The organism is Amycolatopsis minnesotensis (assembly GCF_039529815.1).
In the GTDB taxonomy this organism is placed as follows: domain Bacteria; phylum Actinomycetota; class Actinomycetes; order Mycobacteriales; family Pseudonocardiaceae; genus Amycolatopsis; species Amycolatopsis minnesotensis.
The window spans coordinates 173,317-196,231 of record NZ_BAAANN010000006.1 but is presented as its reverse complement, the minus strand read 5'-3'; the positions used below and the strand labels follow the sequence as shown (position 1 = coordinate 196,231).

General features: G+C 66.6%; 23 protein-coding genes, 2 tRNA genes and 1 pseudogene. 11 read left to right on the top strand and 15 right to left on the bottom strand.

The window, feature by feature from the left end:
* The first annotated feature begins 78 nt into the window (after nt 1–78).
* A complete protein-coding gene (locus ABD256_RS09930) occupies nt 79–1,533 on the top strand; it encodes a pyridoxal phosphate-dependent decarboxylase family protein (protein WP_344415928.1) in 1,455 nt (484 codons plus the stop codon).
* A 141-nt stretch (nt 1,534–1,674) separates the two neighbouring features.
* A complete protein-coding gene (locus tag ABD256_RS09925) occupies nt 1,675–2,907 on the top strand; it encodes a type I restriction endonuclease (RefSeq protein WP_344415926.1) in 1,233 nt (410 codons plus the stop codon).
* A gap of 38 nt (nt 2,908–2,945) precedes the next feature.
* On the opposite strand, the gene ABD256_RS09920 is transcribed toward ABD256_RS09925, so the two are convergent.
* Nucleotides 2,946–3,704, bottom strand: coding sequence for an endonuclease I family protein (locus tag ABD256_RS09920; protein WP_344416202.1), 759 nt, complete (start codon nt 3,702–3,704; stop codon nt 2,946–2,948).
* Between the two features lie 274 nt (nt 3,705–3,978).
* Between ABD256_RS09920 and ABD256_RS09915 the strand changes: the two genes are divergently transcribed.
* Entirely contained in the window at nt 3,979–4,920 is a 942-nt protein-coding gene (locus ABD256_RS09915; RefSeq protein ID WP_344415924.1) for an esterase/lipase family protein, read from the top strand.
* Nucleotides 4,921–4,944: 24 nt separating this feature from the next.
* Here the strand turns inward: ABD256_RS09915 and ABD256_RS09910 are convergent, their stop codons facing one another.
* Together ABD256_RS09910 and ABD256_RS09905 are read right to left on the bottom strand one after the other, a co-directional pair.
* The gene (locus tag ABD256_RS09910) at nt 4,945–6,366 is read right to left on the bottom strand and encodes a choice-of-anchor A family protein (protein ID WP_344415921.1); all 1,422 of its coding nucleotides are present in this window, start codon (nt 6,364–6,366) and stop codon (nt 4,945–4,947) included.
* A gap of 803 nt (nt 6,367–7,169) precedes the next feature.
* Nucleotides 7,170–7,364: a hypothetical protein gene (locus tag ABD256_RS09905; RefSeq protein ID WP_344415919.1), complete on the bottom strand. Its 195-nt coding sequence runs from the start codon at nt 7,362–7,364 to the stop codon at nt 7,170–7,172.
* Nucleotides 7,365–7,397: 33 nt separating this feature from the next.
* On the opposite strand from ABD256_RS09905, the gene ABD256_RS09900 reads away from it, so the two are divergent.
* Nucleotides 7,398–7,616: a hypothetical protein gene (locus tag ABD256_RS09900; RefSeq protein WP_344415917.1), complete on the top strand. Its 219-nt coding sequence runs from the start codon at nt 7,398–7,400 to the stop codon at nt 7,614–7,616.
* 17 nt (nt 7,617–7,633) lie between these two features.
* Here the strand turns inward: ABD256_RS09900 and ABD256_RS09895 are convergent, their stop codons facing one another.
* Nucleotides 7,634–9,304, bottom strand: a complete 1,671-nt coding sequence (locus ABD256_RS09895) for a glycoside hydrolase family 99-like domain-containing protein (RefSeq protein WP_344415915.1) — start codon at nt 9,302–9,304, stop codon at nt 7,634–7,636.
* Nucleotides 9,305–9,348: 44 nt separating this feature from the next.
* Nucleotides 9,349–9,729 carry a MerR family transcriptional regulator gene (locus tag ABD256_RS09890; RefSeq protein ID WP_344415913.1) on the bottom strand — a complete coding sequence of 127 codons (381 nt, stop codon included), beginning with the start codon at nt 9,727–9,729 and terminating at the stop codon, nt 9,349–9,351.
* Nucleotides 9,730–9,792: 63 nt separating this feature from the next.
* Here ABD256_RS09890 and ABD256_RS09885 point away from each other — a divergent pair, with 63 nt between their 5' ends.
* Both ABD256_RS09885 and ABD256_RS09880 read left to right on the top strand, forming a co-directional pair.
* Complete coding sequence (locus ABD256_RS09885) at nt 9,793–10,668, top strand: polysaccharide deacetylase family protein (RefSeq protein WP_344415911.1); 876 nt, start codon at nt 9,793–9,795, stop codon at nt 10,666–10,668.
* 68 nt (nt 10,669–10,736) lie between these two features.
* Nucleotides 10,737–11,240 carry a tetratricopeptide repeat protein gene (locus ABD256_RS09880; RefSeq protein ID WP_344415909.1) on the top strand — a complete coding sequence of 168 codons (504 nt, stop codon included), beginning with the start codon at nt 10,737–10,739 and terminating at the stop codon, nt 11,238–11,240.
* Here ABD256_RS09880 and ABD256_RS09875 read toward each other — a convergent pair.
* Nucleotides 11,226–11,773: pseudogene (locus tag ABD256_RS09875) on the bottom strand (NUDIX domain-containing protein). The gene ABD256_RS09880 and the pseudogene ABD256_RS09875 overlap by 15 nt on opposite strands.
* Nucleotides 11,774–11,893: 120 nt before the next feature.
* Here ABD256_RS09875 and ABD256_RS09870 point away from each other — a divergent pair.
* Together ABD256_RS09870 and ABD256_RS09865 are read left to right on the top strand one after the other, a co-directional pair.
* Nucleotides 11,894–12,967, top strand: coding sequence for a GmrSD restriction endonuclease domain-containing protein (locus tag ABD256_RS09870; protein WP_344415907.1), 1,074 nt, complete (start codon nt 11,894–11,896; stop codon nt 12,965–12,967).
* A 59-nt stretch (nt 12,968–13,026) separates the two neighbouring features.
* Complete coding sequence (locus tag ABD256_RS09865) at nt 13,027–13,908, top strand: HEPN domain-containing protein (RefSeq protein WP_344415905.1); 882 nt, start codon at nt 13,027–13,029, stop codon at nt 13,906–13,908.
* Nucleotides 13,909–13,924: 16 nt separating this feature from the next.
* On the opposite strand, the gene ABD256_RS09860 is transcribed toward ABD256_RS09865, so the two are convergent.
* The 3 genes from ABD256_RS09860 to ABD256_RS09850 form a co-directional block, all read right to left on the bottom strand.
* Complete coding sequence (locus tag ABD256_RS09860) at nt 13,925–14,830, bottom strand: tyrosine-type recombinase/integrase (RefSeq protein WP_486303465.1); 906 nt, start codon at nt 14,828–14,830, stop codon at nt 13,925–13,927.
* 210 nt (nt 14,831–15,040) lie between these two features.
* Complete coding sequence (locus tag ABD256_RS09855) at nt 15,041–15,199, bottom strand: hypothetical protein (RefSeq protein WP_344415903.1); 159 nt, start codon at nt 15,197–15,199, stop codon at nt 15,041–15,043.
* A 104-nt stretch (nt 15,200–15,303) separates the two neighbouring features.
* Nucleotides 15,304–15,377: transfer RNA gene (locus ABD256_RS09850), tRNA-Ile, on the bottom strand.
* A 239-nt stretch (nt 15,378–15,616) separates the two neighbouring features.
* On the opposite strand from ABD256_RS09850, the gene ABD256_RS09845 reads away from it, so the two are divergent.
* Nucleotides 15,617–15,820: a hypothetical protein gene (locus tag ABD256_RS09845; protein WP_344415901.1), complete on the top strand. Its 204-nt coding sequence runs from the start codon at nt 15,617–15,619 to the stop codon at nt 15,818–15,820.
* Nucleotides 15,821–15,948: 128 nt separating this feature from the next.
* Here the strand turns inward: ABD256_RS09845 and ABD256_RS09840 are convergent, their stop codons facing one another.
* Nucleotides 15,949–16,173, bottom strand: coding sequence for a hypothetical protein (locus ABD256_RS09840; RefSeq protein ID WP_344415899.1), 225 nt, complete (start codon nt 16,171–16,173; stop codon nt 15,949–15,951).
* A 163-nt stretch (nt 16,174–16,336) separates the two neighbouring features.
* On the opposite strand from ABD256_RS09840, the gene ABD256_RS09835 reads away from it, so the two are divergent.
* A tRNA-Asn gene (locus ABD256_RS09835) sits at nt 16,337–16,409 on the top strand.
* A gap of 158 nt (nt 16,410–16,567) precedes the next feature.
* On the opposite strand, the gene ABD256_RS09830 is transcribed toward ABD256_RS09835, so the two are convergent.
* The 3 genes from ABD256_RS09830 to dnaG are packed head-to-tail and all read right to left on the bottom strand — an operon-like array spanning nt 16,568 to nt 19,809.
* Nucleotides 16,568–17,332, bottom strand: coding sequence for a trans-aconitate 2-methyltransferase (locus tag ABD256_RS09830; protein ID WP_344415897.1), 765 nt, complete (start codon nt 17,330–17,332; stop codon nt 16,568–16,570).
* A 60-nt stretch (nt 17,333–17,392) separates the two neighbouring features.
* Nucleotides 17,393–17,914 carry a hypothetical protein gene (locus ABD256_RS09825; protein ID WP_344415895.1) on the bottom strand — a complete coding sequence of 174 codons (522 nt, stop codon included), beginning with the start codon at nt 17,912–17,914 and terminating at the stop codon, nt 17,393–17,395.
* A complete protein-coding gene (dnaG, locus tag ABD256_RS09820) occupies nt 17,914–19,809 on the bottom strand; it encodes a DNA primase (protein ID WP_425546424.1) in 1,896 nt (631 codons plus the stop codon). Before dnaG ends, ABD256_RS09825 begins: the two co-directional genes overlap by 1 nt.
* Nucleotides 19,810–19,838: 29 nt before the next feature.
* Between dnaG and ABD256_RS09815 the strand changes: the two genes are divergently transcribed.
* Nucleotides 19,839–20,816, top strand: a complete 978-nt coding sequence (locus tag ABD256_RS09815) for a sigma-70 family RNA polymerase sigma factor (RefSeq protein ID WP_344415891.1) — start codon at nt 19,839–19,841, stop codon at nt 20,814–20,816.
* Here ABD256_RS09815 and ABD256_RS09810 read toward each other — a convergent pair.
* Together ABD256_RS09810 and ABD256_RS09805 are read right to left on the bottom strand one after the other, a co-directional pair.
* Nucleotides 20,729–21,337 (bottom strand): carboxymuconolactone decarboxylase family protein, encoded by a 609-nt coding sequence (locus tag ABD256_RS09810; RefSeq protein WP_344415889.1) that lies wholly within the window; start codon nt 21,335–21,337, stop codon nt 20,729–20,731. The two genes, ABD256_RS09815 and ABD256_RS09810, sit on opposite strands and share 88 nt — an antisense overlap.
* A 117-nt stretch (nt 21,338–21,454) precedes the next feature.
* On the bottom strand, nt 21,455–22,846 hold the full coding sequence (locus ABD256_RS09805; protein ID WP_344415887.1) for an MFS transporter: 1,392 nt from the start codon (nt 22,844–22,846) through the stop codon (nt 21,455–21,457).
* Between the last annotated feature and the right edge of the window lie 69 nt (nt 22,847–22,915).

The following is a 22,915-nucleotide window of genomic DNA, read 5'->3' as shown; positions in this document are numbered from 1 at the left end:
GACAGACTCGGCGGCGCCTGCGTCCGCCGGAGCCGAAAATGCTGGCGGCTGGGTGGTCCGGTGTGATGATCTGGACCCATGACGGATCCGCTCGGCGACCGCGAGCTCGCCACCGAAGCGTTCGAACTCGTCGCACAGGCGGTCAAGCCGTACCTGGACACGCTTTCGGACGCGCTGGTGCACGACACCCGCGCGGAGACCCTGCTCGCGGAACTGGACGGGACGCTCCCGGACGCCGGCGACGGCACGCTCGCCGCCGTCGACCGGCTCGTGCGGGTCGGCACGGGCACCGCGACCCGCTCGTCCGGCCCTCGGTTCTTCCACTTCGTGGTGGGTGGCGCGACACCGGCCGCGCAGGCGGGCGACTGGCTCGCGACGCTGCTCGACCAGAACTCCGGCCTGTGGCTGTCGTCGCCGCTCGCGACCCATGTCGAGACGGTGGCTCTGCGCTGGCTCAAGGACCTGTTCGGCCTGCCCGAAGGCCACGGCGGCGTGCTGACCCCGAGCGCGACCTTCGCCAACCTGACCGCGCTGGCCTGCGCGCGGTGGTGGTGGGCCGATCGCCACGGGGTCGACGTCACCGCCGACGGGCTCACCGGCCTGCCCCGCATGCCGGTGCTCTCCAGCGGATACGTGCACGCCAGCAGCCGCAAGGCGTTGCAGGTGCTCGGCCTCGGCAGGGACGCCGTCGAGACGTTCGCCCGCGACGACACGGGCGCGGCCGACCTCGCCGCGATGGAACGCAGGCTGGCCGAACTCGACGCGCCCGCGGTGCTCATCGCCAACGCGGGCGAGGTCAACGCCGGGGACTTCGACCCGATCGACCGGATGGCCGATCTCGCGGAGTCCTATCGCGCCTGGTTGCACGTGGACGGCGCGTTCGGGCTGTTCGCCGCGACCTCGCCGCGCACGGCACCGCTGGTGCGCGGCGTCGAACGGGCGGATTCGGTGATCGCCGACGGGCACAAGTGGCTGAACGTGCCCTACGAAAGCGGCTTCGCGTTCGTGCGCGACCCGCGAATCCTCGGCAGGGCGTTCGGCGGCTGGAACGCGCCGTACCTCCCGGAACCCGACGAGGTGCGGGTCAACTACAACAACCTCGGCCCCGAATCGTCACGCCGCGCCCGCGCGCTGCCGATCTGGGCGACCCTGCGGGCCTACGGCAGGCAGGGGCACCGCGCGATGGTCGAACGGCACCTCGACCTGGCGCACCACCTCGGCGAGCTGGTCGAGGACTCCCCCGGCTTCGAACTGCTCGCCCCGGTACGGCTGTGCGTGGTGTGCTTCCGCTACCGCCCGGCCGGACTGTCCGATGTGGACACCGACCTGCTGAACCAGCGGCTCGGCGACGCGATCGTCGCCGACGGCAGGGTCTTCGTCGGCACCACGCGCTACCGGGGTGTCACCGCACTGCGGCCCGCGATCGTCAACTGGCTCACCACCGAAGCCGATATCGACCTGCTGTTCGCCGTCACCAAGGAACTGGGCGAAAGACTCGCGGCACAACTCCCCGCTTTCCACAAAGGCTCGTGACAAGCACACCATACTCCTGCCTCGGAAATCGCCGACATTGCTCTGCGGTTACGGTGCCACAATACCCGTAACGACACCTTCACCCGCGGCGACGTGATCGTCATCATGCATGCGTACCTCGGACATCAGAAGGGAGCCGTCGTGGGCATCGCAGAGCAAACCCGAGCACTGGCCACCAAGATTCGTGAACACAAATCCACGGTAACAACCGAGGAAGCCACGAAAAATGCCTTCGTCCTCCCGTTTATCAGCGGCGTTCTCGGGTACGACGTATTCGACCCCGCCGAAGTCATCCCCGAATTCACAGTGGACGTTGGGATCAAAAAGGGTGAAAAGATTGACTACGCAATAAAACACGACGGCAAGGTTCAGCTGCTAATTGAGACCAAGAAGATCTCCGATCCATTGCGCCTCGAGCACGCTTCACAGCTGTACCGATACTTCGCAACCACCAACGCGAGGATCGCAGTACTTACCAATGGCGAGACATACGAGTTCTACACCGATCTCGATGCCCCCAACCGCATGGACGCCAAGCCTTTTCTCGTGCTCGACCTAACCGACATCGACGAAACACTTCTTCCCGAACTGGCAAAACTGACCAAGGAATCATTCGATCTCGATTCAGTGATCAGCGCCGCCGGTGAACTCAAGTACATCGGCCAGCTCAAAAAAGTCCTCACAACCCAGTTCAAGGAGCCAGAGGACGAGTGGGTTCGCTTCCTTACAACCAGGGTTTACGACGGATTCTTCACCCAGCGGATACGCGACCAGTTCTTGCCACTCGTGCTGAAAGCATCCCGACAGTATCTCAACGAGCAGGTCAACGATCGGCTGAAGAATGCACTCGGCAGCACAGATTCCTATGCCATTCCGGTTGACACTGAACCTCAAGCCGAAGCGGGACCCAAATCGCAACCAACCGAGAAAACTGCCACAGAAGACCTGAAGCTCGAAGTCGTCACCACTGACGCCGAAGCGGAGGGCTATCACGTCGTCCGCGCGATTGTCTGCAGTGAAGTTCCAGCGGCCCGAGTCGTCGCTCGAGACACCAAGACCTACTTTGGTGTCCTGCTCGACGACAACAACCGGAAGCCGATAGCCCGGCTCTGGTTCAACCGCTCGAAGAAGTACCTGGGGGTGTTCGACGAGCACAAGACCGAAACCAGGATCTTGATCAACTGCGTCGAAGACATCTATCGCCACGCCGATCAACTGCGCGCCACGGTAAACAGGTATCTCGCCGCACCCGCACGCGATTCCGTTCCGGTGGCCTATATCGCGTCCGGTTCGCAGGTTGTCACAACGAACACCCCGGAACACGAGCGGATGCCCGCAAACCAGGCCAACGGAATGGACCCCATAGTTGAATAGGACTCACGAAGGCACCACATAAGCAGCCTCGCCGCAGCTCACGGCCAGATGGACGTGACCCACTCCGGGTGGTCGACGAACGGGTTGCGGTTGTGCTGGAACTGGTCGTAGATGACCTGGTTCCGGTGCTGTTCGAAGGAGTCCGGCGGGTCCTGCGCGCTCCAGGCCTTCAGGACGGACAGGCGGCCGATCGCGGGGGCCGAGCCGTTGTCGACCTTGTCGTTCGGTTCGAGGTCCGGCGCGCCGTCGTAGCGCACCGCCATGTAGAGGATCATGCGAGCGACGTCGCCCTTGACCGCGTCGCGCGGTTCGAACGAGTCGTCGTCGGTGCGGTTGCCCGGTGCCCCTCCGACCTCGCCGCCGCCGTTGTCGAAGTCCTTGCTCCCGCGCTCGGAGTTGACCGTGACCTGTTCGGGGCGCAGGTGGTGCAAATCCGTACCAGGGCCCGTGGCGGTGCCGAAGTCGCCATGGGACTTCGCCCAGACGTGCTCGCGGTTCCAGTCGCCGGTGCCGCCGCCGTTGCTGGTCTTCGGCTGGGACTTGCCGGAGTAGACGTCGATGACGTTCGCGGAGTTGGCCGGGTCCTCGTCGGTCGCCTTGATCCCGTCCCACACCTGGTCGTAGCTCAGCTTGTCCATCTTCGAGATGATCGTGTGCAGCGCCGTCTTGAGCTCGGCACCGCTCTTGCCTTCGGCGTCCCGGTAGTAGTCGTCCGCCGCGGCGGCGGGTCCCGCGAGCACGGTGCCGGCGAGCGCGGCCCCCAGCAGCGCGACGGGTAGTTGACGGCTCAGGCGCATGATCGCGTCCTTTCCCCCGGTCGTCGCGACGGCCCTGCCCGGACACGACGCGACGAGATCGGCAACTTGTGAGAAAAACACTGTCATACAGCGACTTGTGTTGAACACCGACGATCGTCGGTTGACAAGCCCGCCGCGTGACGAGAAGTACGCAACCCACTGACAAAGTTCCCGTTCCCATTGCGCAGTGAATTGACAAACAATTCCGCTTCGGAAACTGATAGCGTTCATTTTCGCCTCGCGATGCGAGCGCTTTCCGTTGAAGGGGTCGACGATGATCAACCGGAATCGCAAGGTGTCCAGGATTTTGGCGCTGCTGGCGGGGTTCGCGCTGCTGACCGGCATCGGAGCGCCCGCACGGGCCGCCACCGACCCGGAGCTGCCGAGCTTCCCGACGGCATTGCTCTATTCTCTCGGAAACCCCGACGCGACCCCTCCTGGCGCGAACGACTGGTCCTGCACCCCGTCGCCGTCCCACCCGCGGCCGGTGGTGCTGGTGCACGGGACCTGGGAAAACCGCTACGACAACTTCGCCAAGCTGTCCCCGGCGCTGAAGCGCGACGGGTACTGCGTCTTCGCGCTCAACTACGGCGCGCGCGGCCCCGGGCTGATCGGCCAGGCGCCCGCGGTCAAGGGGTACGGCGACATCGGCGAGTCGGCCAAGGACCTCGCGGCGTTCGTGGACCGCGTGCGCGCGTCCACCGGATCCGGCGACGTCGACCTCGTCGGCCACTCCCAAGGCGGCATGCTGGCGCGCCAGTACCTGAAGTTCGAGGGCGGCGCCGGCAAGGTGCACACCCTGGTGTCACTGGGCGCGACGCACCACGGCACCACGCTCAGCGGCATCGCGACCCTGGCGGAAACCCTCCATCTGCTGGGGTTCTCGCCGCTGCTGCTCGGTGAGGCGGCACAGCAGCAGGTCGTCGGCTCCCCGTTCCTCGCGAAGCTGAACGCGGGAGGCGACACCGTGCCCGGCGTCGGCTACCTCGCGATCGCCACGAAGTACGACGAAGTCACCACGCCGTACTCATCGGCCTTCCTCACCGCCGGGCCCGGCGCCACCGTGCGGAACGTGACGCTGCAGGACGGCTGCGCGCTCGACCTTTCCGATCACCTGTCGATGACCTACTCCGCACGCGCGATCGGCTTGGTCAAGCAGGGCCTCGACCCGTCCGCACCGCCCGCGCCGTGCGGCGTGAACCTGCCCGTGCTCTGACCTCCGGTCCACTGTGGCCGGTGCTCAGGATTCGCCGCGGTTGCGCCGGATCGTGACTGCCACCAGTGCGCCTCCGAGTACCAGGAGCAGCCCGCCGACGGCCAGTGTGCCGCGGACGTCGGTCCCGGTCGAAGCCAGCGGGCGGCCACCGGTGGGGCCGCTGCCCGGCTGTGTCCCGGTCGCGACCGGCTGGCCGGTGGTGCTGGACGAAGGCACCACGGGGCCGGGCGTCGTGCTGGTCGTGGTGGCGCTGCTGGTGGGCCCGCTCGTGGACGTCGTCGCCGAGGTACTGGTGGTCGGTGTCGTCGGCGCCGTGCTGCTCGTGGTCGTCGAGCTTGTCGGCCCGGTACTGGACGTAGTCGTGGTCGGCCCGGTGCTGGAGGTGGTCGTGGTCGACGTCGGCGCCGTGGTCGTCGTGGGTTTGGTGGTCGTCGTGGGTTTGGTGGTCGGCGTGGTGACGCAGTCCGGCAGGTCCCCGGTGAACGGGTAGGCGTGGAACTCCTGCCCGCCGCCCCCGGTGGCTTCCGACGTGTGCAACAGCGACCCCGTGGTGAAGAAGCGGCCGTTCATGCCGGGCACCGTGATCGTCGCGAGGCTGCCGGGGTTGCCGATCAGCACGCTGCCCTGGAACTGCGCGCCCCCGGTGACCCGCACGCTGGTGGCGTCCGGGAAGTTCCACAGCAGCCGTTCCCGCAGCTTGTTCAGCGGGTCCTGGTCGCCGGGGTCGCCGGTGTAGGTGTTGATCGTCCGTGCCGCGCCCGTCATGTTGACCAGCACGGTCGCCCCTGCCGGGATGCCCTGGAACTCGATCCCCTGCATCCCGCCGCCGCGCCCGGTCAGGTCGAAGTCCACTGTGAACACCTGCAGCGCGGACTTCCCGTCGCCGGTGAACAGGGTCCGATGGCCTTCGTTGCGCGCCGTCCCCGTGGCGGGCCTCGGCTCGGTGTCCTGGCGGGCGTAGCAGTGGCTGGCCCGGCGCAGGTCGGCGCGCAGGCCGGCGTAGGGCTCGGCCGCGTCCGGATCCTGCACCAGCTTGCCCGTGACCGTCCCGCTGAGCGCCCCCGCGTATCGGACGACACCCCCCTCGGCGAGCAACCGCTGGCCACTCGCGACGCTCACGTCCCCGCCGGTGGTCAGGAAGTCCGCGCCGTCCGGCGGCGGCACCCTCGACCCGACACCGGCGATGCCGACGTTGTACGCGGCGGACGCGCCCGCTCGTTTCGCCATGTCGAAGTCGCCGAGGACGACGACCCTGCCTTCGGCTTCCGCCGCCGCGCCGCGCACCTGGAATTCGCCGCCGACGTAGACGTTGATGCCGTTGTCGCGGCCGGCGAACCCGCCGTTGTTGATCGGCGGGAAGGTACCGGGGCAGGCATCTCCCGCACACGGCCCCAGCCCGCCCGGCAACGGGGCAGCGACCGCGCCGGAGGTGGCCACGACAGCCACCAGGCCCACCGTGGCAGCGATACTGGCGGATATCGTGGCGAATCGCCTTGCGCGCATGCGTCCGATTGTTATGCCGTTCGGCGGAACTCGCTCACCCGAACAGCGGAAATACCCCAACCGGGCGATATCCGCAGGTGAACGGCACCGAGCAAGGGAGCCGACGCCATTCAGCGCCCCCGGATCGGCTATTTTTCCCAGCACGGCTTGGCTTTCCGTAGCACGGTGTGATGTGGACCATACTCGTTAGAGGCGCGGTCGCCGGTGCTCCTAATGTTTGCGGTGCGGGTTCTCGCCCCTGGGGTTTCACTTGTTCCGGTCACCGGCAACAACTGTCCGAGGCGTGCGCCCTGCATCTTTTCATCCCGATTTCCTCATCCGAGAGGGTGCTCGATGCCGCGATCCGGATGACTTCGAAGGCGCTCCCTGCTCTCCGCCACCACGGCGGTGACCGCGCTGGGAGCGTTCGCACTGGCCGCTCCCTCGGCCGACGCCGCCGAAACCAGCGTTCGCTGCGATCCCGCCGCCAACGCCTCCGGCGAACCGGACACCCTTTCACTGGCACCGAACTGCGCCTACACGCTCACCTCCCCGGCGGACACCAGGTGGGCACTCGGACTGCCCGAGACCAAGGGCAACTCGGGCGACCTCACCCTCAACGAAGTCACCATCACCGGCGGCCGCGCCCCCGATGGCGTCGGTACCTATTCCTTCGGCGGGGGAAAGCCGGGCGGCGGCATCGGCAAAGGCGCCGTTCTGCGCATCACCGGCAGCACCATCAGCGGCAACACCAGCGCCGACGGCGGTCAGGGTGGCACCGGGGGTCCCGACGGCGGCTGGGCGGGATCCGGTGGCAGTGCGGCATCGGTGCCGGGATCGCCGTGTCCACCAGGCAAGGCGAGCTGCTGGGCCCCGTCATCGCGAAGACCGAGATCTCCGGTAACCGAGCGGGTGAGGGTGGCGATGCCGGTGTCGCGGGCCCCGGCGGTTACCCGGGGCAAGCGGGCTACGGTGGCCAAGGTGGCGGACTCGGCGTGTTCTACGACACCGTCACCCTCGACGGAGGGACGATCCGCGACAACGCCGCGGGCGAGCCCGGAACAGGCTCCTATCCTTCACCTGCATCCGCCGGTGGCATCTACATCAACGGCGGGCATGTCACGCTGACCAACAGCGCGGTGGTGACCGCTGCTCAGAACCGCCAGGCCGAGGATCTCGCTGCCGCGGCCCGAGCCGCGATGCCCACTCGCTAAGACACGGCGAACCGGCGCTAGTGCGGGTTCGGGACGCATCCTGTGCCGGTGGTGAGGCTCAGCGCGGCCCGCGTAGCGTCGAGGTAGGCGCAGCCGTCCCGCTTGTTCGGTTCGATGTAGCCGCCTTCGTGCCATTCGTTCCAGGCGTACAACGAAACAAAGTTGTCCACTGTGGACGGCCTCGTCGATTCGGCGATATCGGTGCCGACGCCGGTGAGCAGCCGCCGGTACTGAGCCAGATCGGCGTCCGGGAACCACCGGAACGCCTTCGCCAGCGCGGCCGGGTCCGGGCCGGGATCGCCGATCAGGATCCCGATCCGGGGCCGCTCATCGAAGTCCGAAGTCGCGCAGCGCACCAGAATTCCCGGATATGCCTTGAAGAAGTCGCGCTGGCGATCGACGTACTGCTGGTAGGAACGGGATTCGTCGAACTGGCCGAGGCACTGGCTGCCGTCGAACCCGGTGTCCGCCGGGGGAAGCCCGCCGTTGAGGGTGATGAGCACGTCCTCGCCGAGCTTCTCCTTCGCCCGCGCCCTGATGGCGTCGTTGAAGCGCTTGGTATCCGCGTTGTCCATTCCGGACACCGAACCGTTTCCGATGCCGCGGGCGTCGCACACCCCGATGATCGGCCTGCCGTCGTTGGCTCGCAGGTAGTTCGGCTGCGTCAGGTAGGTGTCGACCAGGGTGTTCGCAGCCTTGGCGATCTGCTCGTCCGGGATGTTCAGGCCGACGTCGCCGTCTTTCCACGGGTGCATGCAGGGAAGCACGTTGAAGTCGATATCGGACCGGTTCTGAGCCTTCAAAAAGGACTTCAGACCGTCGATGTAGTTCTCGCCGCCGCCGTTCGCGGGGTTCCAGTACCAGTAGAAGCTGAAGTACCGCAGCCCTGCTCCGGCTGCCTGGGCGACCTGTTTGCGCAGCGTTTCGGGATCGGAGTCGTCGTAGTAGCCGATGGCGGGCTGGCGATCGGAGAAGTCTTCCTTCGGCCAGTGCCACGCGTTGCGCGGCACACCGGCGCCCGCGAAGTCGCGCAGCCCTCCCCACGGATCCTGAGCCCTGCCGTAAACCTGCTCTACATTGCGCATCATCGCCTGGTTGCCGTTCTTGTCCCAGGTGGCGAAGTAGATCGCACCGGTGCGGTGGAACGCGGTCCAGACGTAACCGAGCGGGCCGTCGGTGCGATACCCGTGGTCCGCGAACGCCTTCTCCTGCGCGGCGGGCACCACTCGCCACTCGGCGCCGTTCGACATCCGCAGCAGCGCGTCCGTACCCGGGAGCTTGGTGGTGGCCGCGTATCCCAGCACTCCCTCGTCGGCGAAACGACCGGACGCCACGAGCTTCTGGCGCTCGTCGGCGGATGCTGTCGGCAGGTACGTCGGCGCGGATGTGGAGCGTAGCCGGAAAACGGGCTGACTCCCCTCGAACGGCTGCCTGCGCAGGTATCCCAACTTGCTGCTCAGCGCCGTCATGCCGTACCGCGCGACCGCCGAAGACTGTTCCGCCTGCGACAGCGTCCAGAACCAGCCCTTCCCGCCCGCGGTGCGCAGTTCGAGGAGCGGCACCGGATCGACGACCTTCGCCTCCGGCGACGAACCGGCCGCTCGCGCTGGCACGGCCTGCCCCGCCGGCACGTGGACCAGGCTCACGGCAACGAGAACCACCGCGGCTATCGCTCGCAACGAACGCATGACTACCCCCTGGAGTTGCTCCGGGCAGCCTATCGGGGCAGCTCTTACCGATCCGATAAGGACCCGGACGGCTCCGAGGCCGCGTCGATCACTTCGCCGAGCACGTCACGGGAGGTGGTCAGTTCGATGATCGTGCGGTCGATCCGCCGCTGCTCGGCGATCAGCTCGGTGACCAGCTGGGGAGTGGCGATCTCGGAGGGGCCGCCGTCCGCGTCCCGCAGGCACGGAAGCAGCCGCGCGATCTTCTTGCTGTGCAGGCCCGCGGCGAACAGCTCCTGGATGCGAACGACCCGGTCGACGGCCCACTCCGGATAGTCGCGCTGACCACCGGCGGTGCGGTCGGCCGTGAGCAGCCCCTGCTGCTCGTAGTAGCGCAGCGACCGCTCGCTCACCGCCGTACGCCGAGCGAGCTCACCGATCCGCATATCGACTCCCACCGGGATCTCGGAGTTGAACCTGACACTGGTGTCAGCTTCTACGGTATCGGCATGACGAACCCGACGGACAACGCACTCTTCGACTACAGCCCGATCACCGAGCGTCCGCCGATCAGCTGGCCCGGCGGTGCCCGCGTCGCCGCCTACATCGGTCTCAACGTGGAGCACTTCCTCGTCGACCGCCCGTCCACCAGCATCTGGCCCGGCTCGGCGGATCTGGTCCCCGACGCACTCAACTACGGCTGGCGCGACTACGGGCCAAGGGTCGGCATCTGGCGAACGATCCAGAGCCTGGACCGGCACGGCATCCGGGCCAGCGCGCTGGTGAACTCGGCGGTCGCCGAGCACTACCCGCAGATCATCACGGCGGGCCTGGAACGGAACTGGGCCTGGCTCGCGCACGGGCGAACCAACTCCATCCTGCACACCGGCATGACCCGCGACGAAGAACGCGATTTCCTCACCGACGTCGTCGACACCATCACCACCGCCACCGGCAGGCGGCCACAGGGCTGGATGGGGCCCGGCCTGACCGAAACGTTCAACACCCCGGCCCTGCTCGCCGAACTCGGCCTGAACTACGTACTGGACTGGACCAATGACGACCAGCCCTACCGGCTGAACACATCCGGCATGCTCAGTGTCCCGTACTCGATCGAACTCAACGACCTGCTCTTGTTCAGCAAGGGTTTCACCGGACCGGAATTCGTCCAGATGGTCAAGGACCAGCACGAACAACTGCACGCCGACTCCGAACACAGCGGCCGGGTCATGGCGCTCGCCCTGCACCCGTTCGTGATCGGCCAGCCGTTCCGGCACAAGTACCTCGACCAGGCGCTGGAATACCTCGCCGCGCAACCCGACATCTGGCTGACCACCAGCGACGAGATCGCCGACCACTACCGAAGCACGGTCGCCGAACACTGACCCGGCACCGGCCCGGCCCCGCGTGGCCCCGAGGTGTCAGCACCAGAACCGCGATCGGGCGCTGGTAAATGACCAGCCGGACCACGCTGGGTCAGGCGAAGCTCGCACCGTGGGTCCGGGGCTCGGCCCCAGAGACAACACCACCCGATCTCGGCGAAGGCGCGAAGCACCGAGCAGGATCAGGCCAATCGGGTCAGGCGAGCAACGCACGACGTTCATTCGACACGGCAGACGCCCTGCAACCGGCCGAGGTCGTCCATCCCGAACTACCGTTCCTGTTCCTCGGCCCAACTCAACTCGACCGCTGGCGCGGGAACGCACTCGTCCACCTCGGCGCCGACGAAGCCATCAGCCACCTCGAAGCCCTACTCGACGCGATGCCAGCCGAGTTCGTCCGCGCCCGCGGCGCGACCTATGTGGACCTCGCGCTCGCTTACGGAGCGGCCGGTGACCGGGAGGCCGCCGAAACCTACGCGCGGCAGGCCCGGCGGATCATCTCCGAAGTCTGTTCCGTGCGCCTGCGCCGCAGGCTGGAGCGCTTGGTGCTGCCGGGCGCGTCACGCCTGGCGTGAACTGAGGTAGTAGAGCAACGACACGAGCGTGCCGGAGCCGAGCAGCTCTTGCCGCTGCGCCAGCTCGTTCACCCGCGACAACGGCACCCACTCCACGCGCCCGACCTCCTCCGTATCGGTCGGCTCGCTGACGTGCTCAGCCGCCCGCCACAAGTACACGTCCACCGGCGCGGTGACCTGCCCGGCAACGGCTCGAAGCTCACCAAGTGCTCAGGCTCGCCGACCAGCCGCCACCCGCTCTCCTCAGCCGCCTCCCGAGCAGCAGTCTGAGCGGCCTCCTCGCCGTCATCGACCATCCCGCCGAGCAGCTCATACCCCCACTGCTTCGTAGCGAACCGATACCGCCACAACATCAGCGCTTCGTCCCGCTCGTTCACGATCAGCGCGATAGCGATACGAGCCAGGTGCACCACGTGGTACTCCCAACGCTCCCCGTTGGGCGCCTGCACGTCGGTCAACCCGACCTTCACCCACCGGTTGTCGTACACCAACCGCTCAGCGAACGTCTCCCACGACCCATGCTTGTCAACCACAGACCACAGCTTACGTCGAAGGATCACAACACTGTGGTAGAAGTTGCATCTTGCGGTGCCTCTAGGAGGCTCAGACGGTCCGATCTGAACTCCTACCATACAGCCGACTCAGGGGAGAACGTGGCAAGTTTCGAAGACATCGAGAAGCGTTTCGAAGAAGCACAAAATGCACTTGTGCTTCAAGCTTCAGACTTATCTCTTGAGACCATCGCCTCAATGGTATCGAGTCAATCAATCGATGTAGCACCACAATTTCAAAGACGAGAGCGCTGGGATATATTCCGACAGTCCGCGCTCATAGAGTCATTCCTTCTAAATATTCCCGTTCCGCCAGTCTACCTTTCGGAAGAAGAATTTGGAAAATATTCTGTAATTGACGGAAAGCAACGCATAACCGCCGTGCACGATTACATGCGAGACAAGTTTCAACTCTCAGGGGTCACACGATTCCCCGAGGTCGAGAGACTTCGTTTTAGTCAACTTCCAGAAACCCTGAAGAACGCGCTCATGGTTCGTCCGTATATTCGAGCCATCACGATTCTACGTCAATCCAATAAGGGAACTAAGTTTGAAGTTTTCCATCGGCTCAACTCAGGCGGCCAACCACTAAATGCCCAAGAGGTTCGGAACGTTATTTTCCGAGGACCGCTAAACGATCTACTACTGGAACTTTCATCTGAAGAGTTTCTACGTAAGCAACTCAAAATTCGCGACAGCAGAACAAGCGCCTATCGCGACATGCAAGATGTTGAATTCGTTCTTCGATTTCTAACCCTGCGGGAGACGTGGGAAAACTTTTCTGGCGACTTCAAGCGCTCGATGGACAACTTCATGTCTAGACATCAGTACGCCACCAACGAAGAACTTGATCAATATCGCGCATCGTTTCAGCTTAGCCTTGCAATGTGCGCATCAATATGGGGCGACAACGCCTTCAAGCGACCAGAGAAGAAAGGCTGGCGAGACCAAACCCTTGCTGGAATGTACGACGCACAAATGGTAGCTGCCACCCTTTTGAAACCAGAAGAGATTCAAGTTGCCGTACAGCGTCGTAGTGATATCATCGAGATGAGTAGGCGACTCTTTGAAGACCCAGACTTTGAATCCGCAGTACGCGTCGCTACGAACACTCCAGCAAAGCTTGTTTTGCGAGTCAGTGACATGCTCAGGGTACTGAAGTTGGACAGCAAATGAGCGTAGCAAGTCCCGCGAGACAGAGATTTCTAGACCGAATTTCTTCCGTAAATGAGGCGGTGCAGCAGCCCTTGCTGATAGACGGCCCGCTTGTGGATGCGATCCATAATCAAAGAGCAAGCCTACTTCGAAATGGCTTAATGGTAGTTGCTTTCACTTCATTAGAGGATTTTATTCGAAATCGCACAGTCGAGTTATTTAAGATCATCAGTCGCACTGTTTTGCCTTTTTCTCAACTACCTAAAGAGCTTAAAGAAGCGGCAACAATAGGGGCCGCCCGGTCAGCCGTTTACCAGGCAGGGCTCGCCAACAGGGCAGGAAAAGATCCAATCGCGCTCGTACAGTCGGCCGCCCGATCAGTTGGCAGCACTCTTAGTGGAGCCTTAGAAATATGCGAGTACAGTCTCGCTTACAGCGGCCCCAACGTCACTAGCGCCGACTTGTCATCAGCACTTGGAGCATTTCAGATTTCTGACCCTTGGAACGAAATGTCTTCCATTGCTTCCAGATGCGGACTCGGTAGTCTTCCTCTGAAACAAGCCTACGAAACGATGCAACTTAACAGAAACCGGGCGGCTCATGACGTTAACGCGAATATACAGCCAGGCGATTTCTACTCGTTTGTCCAAGAAGCCAAGTCTATAGCCATCGGATTCGACCTACTGACAAGCCGGGCAGCACGCTTGCTGACGGAAGGCGATAAATCTGTACTCAACGGCAAGAAGAAGCTGAGCAGCTCAATTGCAATCAGGTACATACAGCCACGAGGCACTAAATACGTCGAGCACATTGAGAACCGCACACGCGCAGTTAAGGTAGCCAAAGACCGCGAAGAAGCGTGGCGTCTCGCCGTTGGAAACGCAAGACGCAAGAGGGATGCAGTAGTGGAATTAAACTCTAGGGGGGTCCCAATCGAGTGGTACACCAGCGAAGCTCCATGAACTATTTTAAAAGCAGTCAATCATTCCTCTTTATTTTCGGCATTCGTGCTCCAAGAAGTTCAGCAGCCTTACGGTCGGCGGCAGCTACCCATGCAGCATAGACTCGCAACGTCGTAGCACCGCCGCCACCGTGGCCGAGGCGTCCAGCGACGGTGCGGAGGTCGATTCCAGCTGTGAGCAACTCAGTCGTGGAGTCGTGCCGGAGCGCGTGAATGTGAGTCTCGATGCCGAGGCGCTTGGCCATCTTCTTGTAGCGGCTCGATACCGCATCGGGTGGGTAAGGCACAGACGGGTCGTTGCCGCGCGTGCCAGGAAAGACGTAGGAGTCCGCGTTCCACTCCACGCCCAAGTCTGCATAGCGCTGCTGACAACGCGCGAGATGTTCGCGTAGGAGCACGACAGCTTCCGTATCCAGCGCGGTGCGGCGCATCTGGTGTGTCTTGGTGTCCTTCTCCGCGCCGACGCCTCGGAGCGTCGTGTAGCTGCGGCGGATCTCCACGATCCCCTCGTCCAGGTCCACACGCGACCAGCGGAGCGCGCACACCTCACCGCGGCGGATGCCGGTGGTCATCACGAGCCATACGAGGGTGCCCCAGTCCTCGTCCAGCGCGAACGCCTTCTCCATCAGGCGGGCGGCCTCGGCCGGTGATGGTGGGTCCGGGTGTGGTGGCGTCTGCTTCGGCCGCTGAGCGATGCGCGCGTGCTTCGAGGAGATCCACTCCCAGCGAACCGCAGCGTTGAGCACGCCGCTGATGATCGAGTGAATCTGGCGCACGGTGGACGAGGCCATGGCTTTGCACTTGTGCGGCTTGCATTCCAGCTCGACGCAGTCGTGTTCGTTGTCGGCGTTGTGCTCGACGAACGGGCGGCCATCGCACCGGACGCGGCACCGTCGAAGTTCGTCGTAGAAGGTCTCAAGCATGCGTGCGGTCAACTTGCTGACCGCGATTTTTCCCAGTGCGGGGCGAATGCTTCGTTCGATGTACCCGACGTAGCCGTGCCGAGTTATCGACTCGATGTCGGCGGTGCGGAGCCACTCGTCTATGGCCTAGGAGAACGAGACCGAGGTGGACGCCGAGCGTTGCCCGTCCACGCGAGCTTGGAGCTTCGTCATCGCCTTCTCGGCCGCTCGCTACGCGGCTTTGTCCGTACCCCGCACGGTTTCGGTCAGGTACGACGGCTTTCCGGTCACCGGGTCGACGCCCGCGTACACGCGGACCTGGAGCGCGTTGCCCCGGGCACGGATGCTGCCTCGCTTGCGGCTGTTTTCGCCGGTAGATGACTTGGCCATAGCCTCAGGCTGAGCCGCGTCGGCGAGGGCTGTCAATGGACAGAGCCATGGACGAGCGCGTGACCGCTGATCTTGCGGGAGATAGTTTTCGCTGGTCAGTCGGGTGGGCCGGGCGGGGCTCGAACCCGCGGCCAAGGGATTATGAGTCCCCTGCTCTAACCAACTGAGCTACCGGCCCCTGCCACCGGAAGCGCCGCAGGCCACAGGCCAGCGTGGCGGGCTGACGGCGTGGCGGGGGTCCCAGTCGCGCAAAGTTATCACAGGGGCAACGGTGGTTCGTGGCGGTGGTCCGTTCGCGCGGAGGGCTTCTCCTGGCGCCGTCGGTCGTCTAGCGTCGATGCCTCAGCGCACACCTGGATGGTGGCCATGTCCGGTTCCGGCAGAACCTCCGGGGACAGAGCCCCGCGCTCTCTCGTGATGGCGGACGTGTTGGTGGCGGGGCTCGCGCTCGGGTACCTCGCTCGCGAGCATCGCGAGGTTCTCGTGGCGCATCTTCCGTTGCTCGCTCTGGTCACGCTCGTCGTCGCGGTGTTCGTGGTGGCCGCGGGACGGACGCTCGTCCGGGCGAGCGATTACGTGGACGACGTTCTCGACGCCGAGTTCGGACCGGATCGCCGGTGACGGACACAGGTGCGCCGACCTTGGCTGACGCTCCACGCTCCGGTTGAACCAGCAGGGCCGCAACCTCACCTAGCGAGCCGGAGCAATAGCGGGCACCCGACCCGCTCTGGAGAATTTTCGGCGCCGGGTCAGCGGTTCGCCGGGTCGTGGCCGTTGACCGGCCCGGTGCGGCGGAAGGGAACCCGCTCGCCAACCCGTTCACCCACCTTGGCCCGAGCGATGCCCGCCGCGCCCTGCACCGCCGGGTGGTCCACGACCTTCCGGTACGTGCGCACGATCTGCTCGTACCGGCCGCGCCCTGCCTTCGCCCCGAGCACGTAGCCCACGACGGCGCCCAGCAGGAACTTCTTCATGGTCGCCAGCTCCTTCCGGTGGTTCGGTGCCTCCCAGTGTCCCCCAGCGGCGGTCGCGGCGCTGGCGGCCGGAACCAAGGGGGGTGGTTGACCACCGCCGGAAGGGCGTGCGCTAAAGTTTCTCCTCGTTGGCAGGGAGACCGGCCGGAACACACAACTTCATTCCCCCATAGCTCAATTGGCAGAGCATTCGGCTGTTAACCGGAGGGTTCTTGGTTCGAGTCCAAGTGGGGGAGCATCAGCCCAGGTCAGTGCACCTGGGCTTTTTTGTGTCCGGAACTCAGAGGCCCCGAGTGTCCAGAAACCGTCCGCCCCCGCCGGTAACGTGAAGATCGGGGGCTCCCCCGTCGCACGAACGGGATAGTTCGTGCGACCTGCCGAAGGAAACCCGGGCTCAGGCGACAGTGGCCACGGCGAAGACGCGGCGGAACGGGAACCACGTGGTGCCGTCGGGACGCGGCGGGTAGACCTCGTCCAGCATCGGGGCCAGCTGGGCGCGGAACCGGGTCCACCCGGCATCGTCGAGCGCCGCTTTGACGGGCCGCAGCGCGGTACCGGTGATCCACTCGAGGACGGCGTCGGGACCGGTGAGCCGCTGCGCATAGGTGGTTTCCCAGGCATCCACCCGGCATCCGAGTTCGGCGAACAGGTTCGCGTAGTCGATCGGGTCGTCCACGGCGTCCGCGTCGCGGAGGTTCGCCCCGCGCAGCCGCTCCGCCCACTCCTCGCGCGCGGCGAGCCGGCGCATCAACACGTGCGACGGCGCGTTCAGGTTTCCGGGCACCTGCATCGCGAGCCAGGCGCCGGACGGGAGCGCGCTCACCCACTTGCGCAGCAGGTCGCGGTGCTCGGGGACCCATTGCAGCACCGCGTTGGTCACCACGACGTCGGTGTCGGCGCGGGGCGACCAGTCCAGGACGTCGACGTGCTGGGCGTCGATACCGGCTTCACGGGCGGCGGCGACCATTTCCGGCGAGTTGTCCGAGGCTTCGAGAACCGCGCCCGGCCAGCGGAGCGCGAGCGTCTTGGTGAGGTTTCCCGGTCCGCAGCCCAGATCGACGACCCGGCGCGGTGACGGGTGGCCGATGCGGGCGACCAGGTCGTGGAACGGCCGGCCGCGCAGGTCGGCGTAGTCGAGGTACTTTCCCGGATCCCACATGAGACCTCCCAAAAGCCGCAACAGTACAACCGTACTGCTGCAATCAGTACGAGCGTACTGCTAGCTTCCGGGATTGGCCAGCTTCGCGCTCGCGTCCCTGGCGATCTCTTCGACGAGCGTGGCGTCCACCCCGGGATCGGCGCGGACCTGCAGTACGACGCCGTCGCGGCCGGGCACCTTGCGCTGGACGAACCAGACCCCGCCGCCGTCGAGCTCCTGCCGGTGCCGCGACCGGATCGACCCGTCCACGCGCTGGCGGATCATCAGCGGCACCTTGCCGGGACTCGGCAACGAGAGCCGCAGCGGCTCACGATCGGTGAGCAGCACCGCGTCGCCCGCGGTGCCGGTCTCGTCGGCCTCGGTGACCGCGAGGAGGTCCGCCGTCCAGGCGGCCTTGCTGATCAGGTGCCAGCCGATCCGGCGCGCGCCGGATTCCGACGGCACCCACAGCCCGAGCGCGGTGACCACCGCGTGCCCGCCGCCGGTGACCGCGGCCGCCGCGAGCGCGTGCTCGTCGGCGTCCAGTGCCCCCGGGAACCCGTCGGGCAGCGGATCGCCCATGAGCCTGCGCAGCCAGCCCATCAAGCCATCCCGCCGTCGGCCTGCTCCCGCAGCGCCTTGCGGTACTGCTCGAGCGCCACGAGATCGCCGAACAGGGCGCGGTACTCGTCGGCCGCCTCGACCGGCGAAAGCCGCTGCAGCTTCGACTTGATCTCGCCGATCTGCCTGCCGACCAGGTTCTCCTGCACCGCGGCCAGCACCCCGCCGACATACCGCGCGTCGGCGTCTCCCCTGGCGCGCAACGGTTCCACGGACAGCTCGCTCATCACCCTTCGCGGTGTCCCCTGTGGACAGTGCGGGGTGGCCGCGTCGATCAGCGCGGGCCCGGTGAGCCCGCTCGCGGCGCCACCGGCGGCGAGCACGGCGCGGTGCACCGAGACGTAGACGGGATGGGTGAACGCTTCTTCGGGCAGGGCGTCGTACTCGGGCCCGGCGATCGCGGGCTCCTGCAACGCCGCCTTCAGCGCTTCCCGCTGCGCGATCAGCCGCGGGTCGCCGGGCGCGGGCCTCGGCACGTCCTGCGGCTCCGCCGGCGCGGGCGCCGCGGCCTTGGGCGCCGTGCGCTTCGGCGCGGCCTTGGTGCCCGAACTCGCCCGGACGCGGCGCACCACCATCGCCTCGTCCTGCCAGCCGACCCACCACGACAGCTTCGTCGCGTACCCGTCGCGCTTGGACCTGTCCTTGATCTGGGCCACCACCGGCACGGTGTCGCGCAGCGCGGCGACCTGGCCGTCGACCGAGTCGAGGTCGTAGCCGCGCAGCATGCTCCGGATCGCGAACTCGAACAGGGGGGTGCGCCGGGCGACCAGGTCCTTGACCGCCGCGTCCCCCTTGGCCAGCCGCAGCTCGCACGGGTCCATCCCGTCCGGCGCGATCGCGATGTAGGTCTGGCCCGCGAACGTCTGGTCGCCCTCGAACGCCTTGAGCGCGGCCTTCTGCCCCGCTTCGTCACCGTCGAAGGTGAAGATCACCTCGCCGCGGAACGCGTCGTCGTCCATCAGGAGCCTGCGCAGCACCTTCATGTGGTCCTGGCCGAACGCGGTGCCGGAGGAGGCGACCGCGGTCGGCACGCCGGCGGCGTGCATCGCCATCACGTCGGTGTAGCCCTCGACGACCACGACCTGGTGGCGCTTCGAGATCTCGCGCTTGGCCATGTCGAGGCCGAAGAGCACCTCGGACTTGTGGTAGATCGGGGTCTCGCTGGTGTTGAGGTACTTGGCCTCGATGCGGTCGTCGTCGAACAGGCGGCGGGCACCGAATCCGACGACGTCGCCGGAGAGGTCCTTGATCGGCCACAGCAGGCGGCGGTGGAACCGGTCGATCGGGCCCTGGCGGCCCTCCTTGACCAGCCCGGCCGTGATCAGCTCCTTGAGCTCGAAACCCTGGTTGAGCAGGACCTTCGTCAGCTTGTCCCAGCCTGCCGGCGCGAAGCCGCAGCCGAAGGTCACCGCGGCGGCCTGGTCGAAACCGCGCTGGTTGAGGAAGTCGCGCGCGGTCTGTCCCTCCGGCGTGAGCAGCTGCTCGGCGTAGAACTTCGCCGCGATCCGGTGTGCCTCCACCATGCGCGTGCGGGTGCCGCGGTCGCGCTGGACGCTGCCGCCGCCGCCCTCGTAGGTCAGCCGGAACCCGGCGCGGTCGGCGAGGCGCTCCACCGACTCGACGAACGAGAGCTTCTCGATCTGCATGAGGAACTTGATGACGTCGCCGCCCTCGCCACAGCCGAAGCAGTGGAAGGTGCCGTGGGTGGGCCGCACGTTGAACGACGGGGTCTTCTCGTCGTGGAACGGGCAGAGGCCCTTGAGCGCGCCCCCGCCCCGGCGCAGTGCGACGTAGTCGCCGATCACCTCGTCGATCCGGTTGCGGTTGCGCACTTCCGCGATGTCACTTTCCCGGATCCGGCCTGCCACGGAAGACAGTCTAGTCCTCGTCCGGCACACTCGATCCGGTGAGCACCACCGAACAGGGACTGGACGAGCTGGCAGGCGAGTTCGCCGGGCTGAGGACGCATCTGACGGCCGTGGCCTATCGCCTGACCGGCACGGTTTCCGACGCCGAGGACGCCGTGCAGGAGTCGTGGCTGCGCCTGACCGGCCTCGCGCCCGCCAAGCGCGCCGAGATCCGCGACCGGAAGGCCTGGCTGACCACGGTGGTCAGCCGGATCTGCCTCGACCGGCTGCGCTCGGCGGCGGTGCAGCGCGAGCGGTACGTCGGCCAGTGGCTGCCCGAGCCGATCGTCACCCCGCTCGAAGGCGCGCCGGGCGAGAACCCGCTGGAGGTGGCCGTGCGCGACGAGGGGATCCGGATGGCCGCGATGGTGGTGCTGGACAAGCTCACCCCGGAGCAGCGCGTGGCATTCGTGCTGCACGACGCGTTCTCCGTGCCGTTCGGCGAGATCGCGGACATCCTCGGCTGCTCCCCCGAGGCCGCGCGCCAGCACGGCTCGCGCGGCCGTCGCGCACTGGACGACGCCGCCCCGCCGCCGCGGACCTCGCTCGAAGAGCAGCAGGCGACGCTGGAGAAGTTCATGGTGGCGATGATGACCGGGGACGTCCAAGCCGTCGCCGAGGCGCTGCACCCGGACGTGGTGCTCATCGGCGACTCGAACGGCAAGGCGCGCACCTCGCGGCAGGTCATGGCCGGCGGCGACAAGATCATGCGCTTCCTGCAGGGCCTGCTGCGCAAGTACCGGCCCGGTTCGTTCGAGAGCGCGATCCCGGTGCTGGTCAACGGCGACCTCGGGCTCTACCTGCCGGCCAATCCCGGTGACGACGGCCACATCGCGCTCGACGCGCACGTGAACACGTTCGCCATCCGGGACGGCCGGATCGCCGCGATCTACGACTGCGCCAACCCGGACAAGCTGTCGCGGCTGCCGTCGGCAGGCACCGGGATCAGGCAGGCGTCCCCGGACGTGAAGCCCTGATCGGTGATTTCGAGCGCGCTGTTCATCCGGCCGCGCATGTTCTCCACCGCGATCATGTAGGTCAGTTCGAGCAGGCCCTGGCGCCCGAACACGGTTTCCAGCTCGGCGACCTGCTCGTCGGTGACCCGGACCGGGGATTCGGTCATCGCGTCGGCGTAGGCGAGCGCGAGCCGTTCCTCGCCGGTGAACAGCTCCGACGTCGCGTACTCGTCGATGTGCTTGAGCCGCTCGATGTCGAGGCCCTGGTGCTTGATCAGCATGGTGCCGAAGTCGACGCACCAGCTACAGCCGAGCTGGACGGCGGTGCGGTAGACGGCGAGGTCGCGCACGTTCGGCGGCAGTTTCTTCGCGGCGCGCTCGATCATCAGCTCGTGCACTGCCTCGGTCCACATCAGACCGGGGTGGTGCGCGCTCACCGTGACCGGCTCCGGCACGGCGCCGAACTTCTTGCGCGCGAAGCGGTAGGCGAGCCGGGTGAACCTGCTGGCGGCCTTGGTCGGGACGCCGGGAATGCGGGGCATGGATCCTCCTTCGGTGCTGCGGTCATGACGAGGACGAGCCGGCTTCCGCGAATGTGACAGGAGTGACGAGCGTCTCCCCTGCCCGGACGGCTCGCGGTTTCCCCGGCCACGGCGAAATCATTCAGGCCCGCCGCTCATCGGCCGCCCGGCCGGGACTTCGCCCGCGGCCTCCTCCTGCGCCCTGGTCGGCGCGCACCACCAGGCCGCGGCCATCGCCAGCGCGCCGGCGGCGAACACCACGGTCAGCCCGGCGTCGTCGAGCGAGCCGGTGACGACCAGCGCCAGCCAGCCGAACACGGCGAGCCCGAGCGCCCCGCCGCCCTGGCGGGCGAAGGTCAGCGCGCCGAGCGCGGCGCCGACCCGCTCGCGCGGCGCGCTCGACTGCACCAGCACCGTGTAGGCCGACGCGGTCAGGCCGAACGCGGCACCGGCCAGTGCCAGTCCGGCGGCCAGCAGGGCGATCCGGCCCGCGCCGCCGAGCTGGGGCGCCACCGCGAGCGCCACCATGCCCGCGGCGCCGGTCGCGCAGCCGGAGCGGCCCCAGCTCGCCATCGCGGGCCATCGCCTGGCGAGCACGGCGAACGACAACGAGACGACGAGCTGGCCGACGGTCATCGCGAGCAGGAGCGCACCGGCGGCCGCGGGCCCGTCCTCGCCCGCGGCGAGCCCGCCGAAGGTGATCATGGGGAACAATGCGCTGCCCGCCATCGCGGTCACCAGGACCGAGCGCGACACCGCCCGGTTCGCGAAGGCCTGCGGCGGGATCAGCGGGCTTTCCGCCCGCCGCTGCCGCACCACGAATCCGGCGCCGGCGGCCAGTCCCGCGACGACCAGCAGCGGTGTCCACAATGGACTGTGCGCGAGGTCCCCGGCGGTGCCGAGCGCGACCGCGACCGATCCGGCCGCCACGACGAGCGCGGCACCGGGTACGTCGAACCGCGGCCGCTCGCCGGTGGCGCGCCCGCCCGGCAGCGATCCGGCGCCGAGCACGACCGCGAGCAGGCAGATCGGCAGGTTGAGCAGGAAGATCCAGCGCCAGCCAGGGCCGGCCGCGAGCGCGCCGCCGACCGGCGGCCCGCCGAGCGCGGCGATCGAGAACACCGCCGTCTGCCAACCGGCCCTGCGCAGCAGCTCGGTCTTGGTGAACAGCTCGCCGAGGCCGCTGATCGCGCCGACGATCAGGCCGCTGCCGCCGACGCCCTGCACGGCCCTCGCGGCGATCAGCCAGCCGATATCGGGCGCCGCCGCGCAGGCCGCCGAAGCGACGGCGAACAGCAGCAGCGAGCAGAGGACCGTGCGGCGCCTGCCGAACAGGTCGCCGAGCCTGCCGTGGACGGGCGTGGAGACGGTGACGGTGAGCGCGTAGGCGGCGTTGACGCCGGCGATCGCGGGCCCGGCGCCGAGTTCGGAGCCGAGCGACCGTAGCCCGGCGGACAGCGCCGTGCCGTCGAGCTGGGCCATCAGCATCCCCAGCAGCAGCGCCGCGAAGGCGTGATTTTTCGTGTGCATAACGCACACATTAACATGCAAAAAACACGCTTTTGAGTTGACGGCACCAGCGCACGACGCCATTCGGGG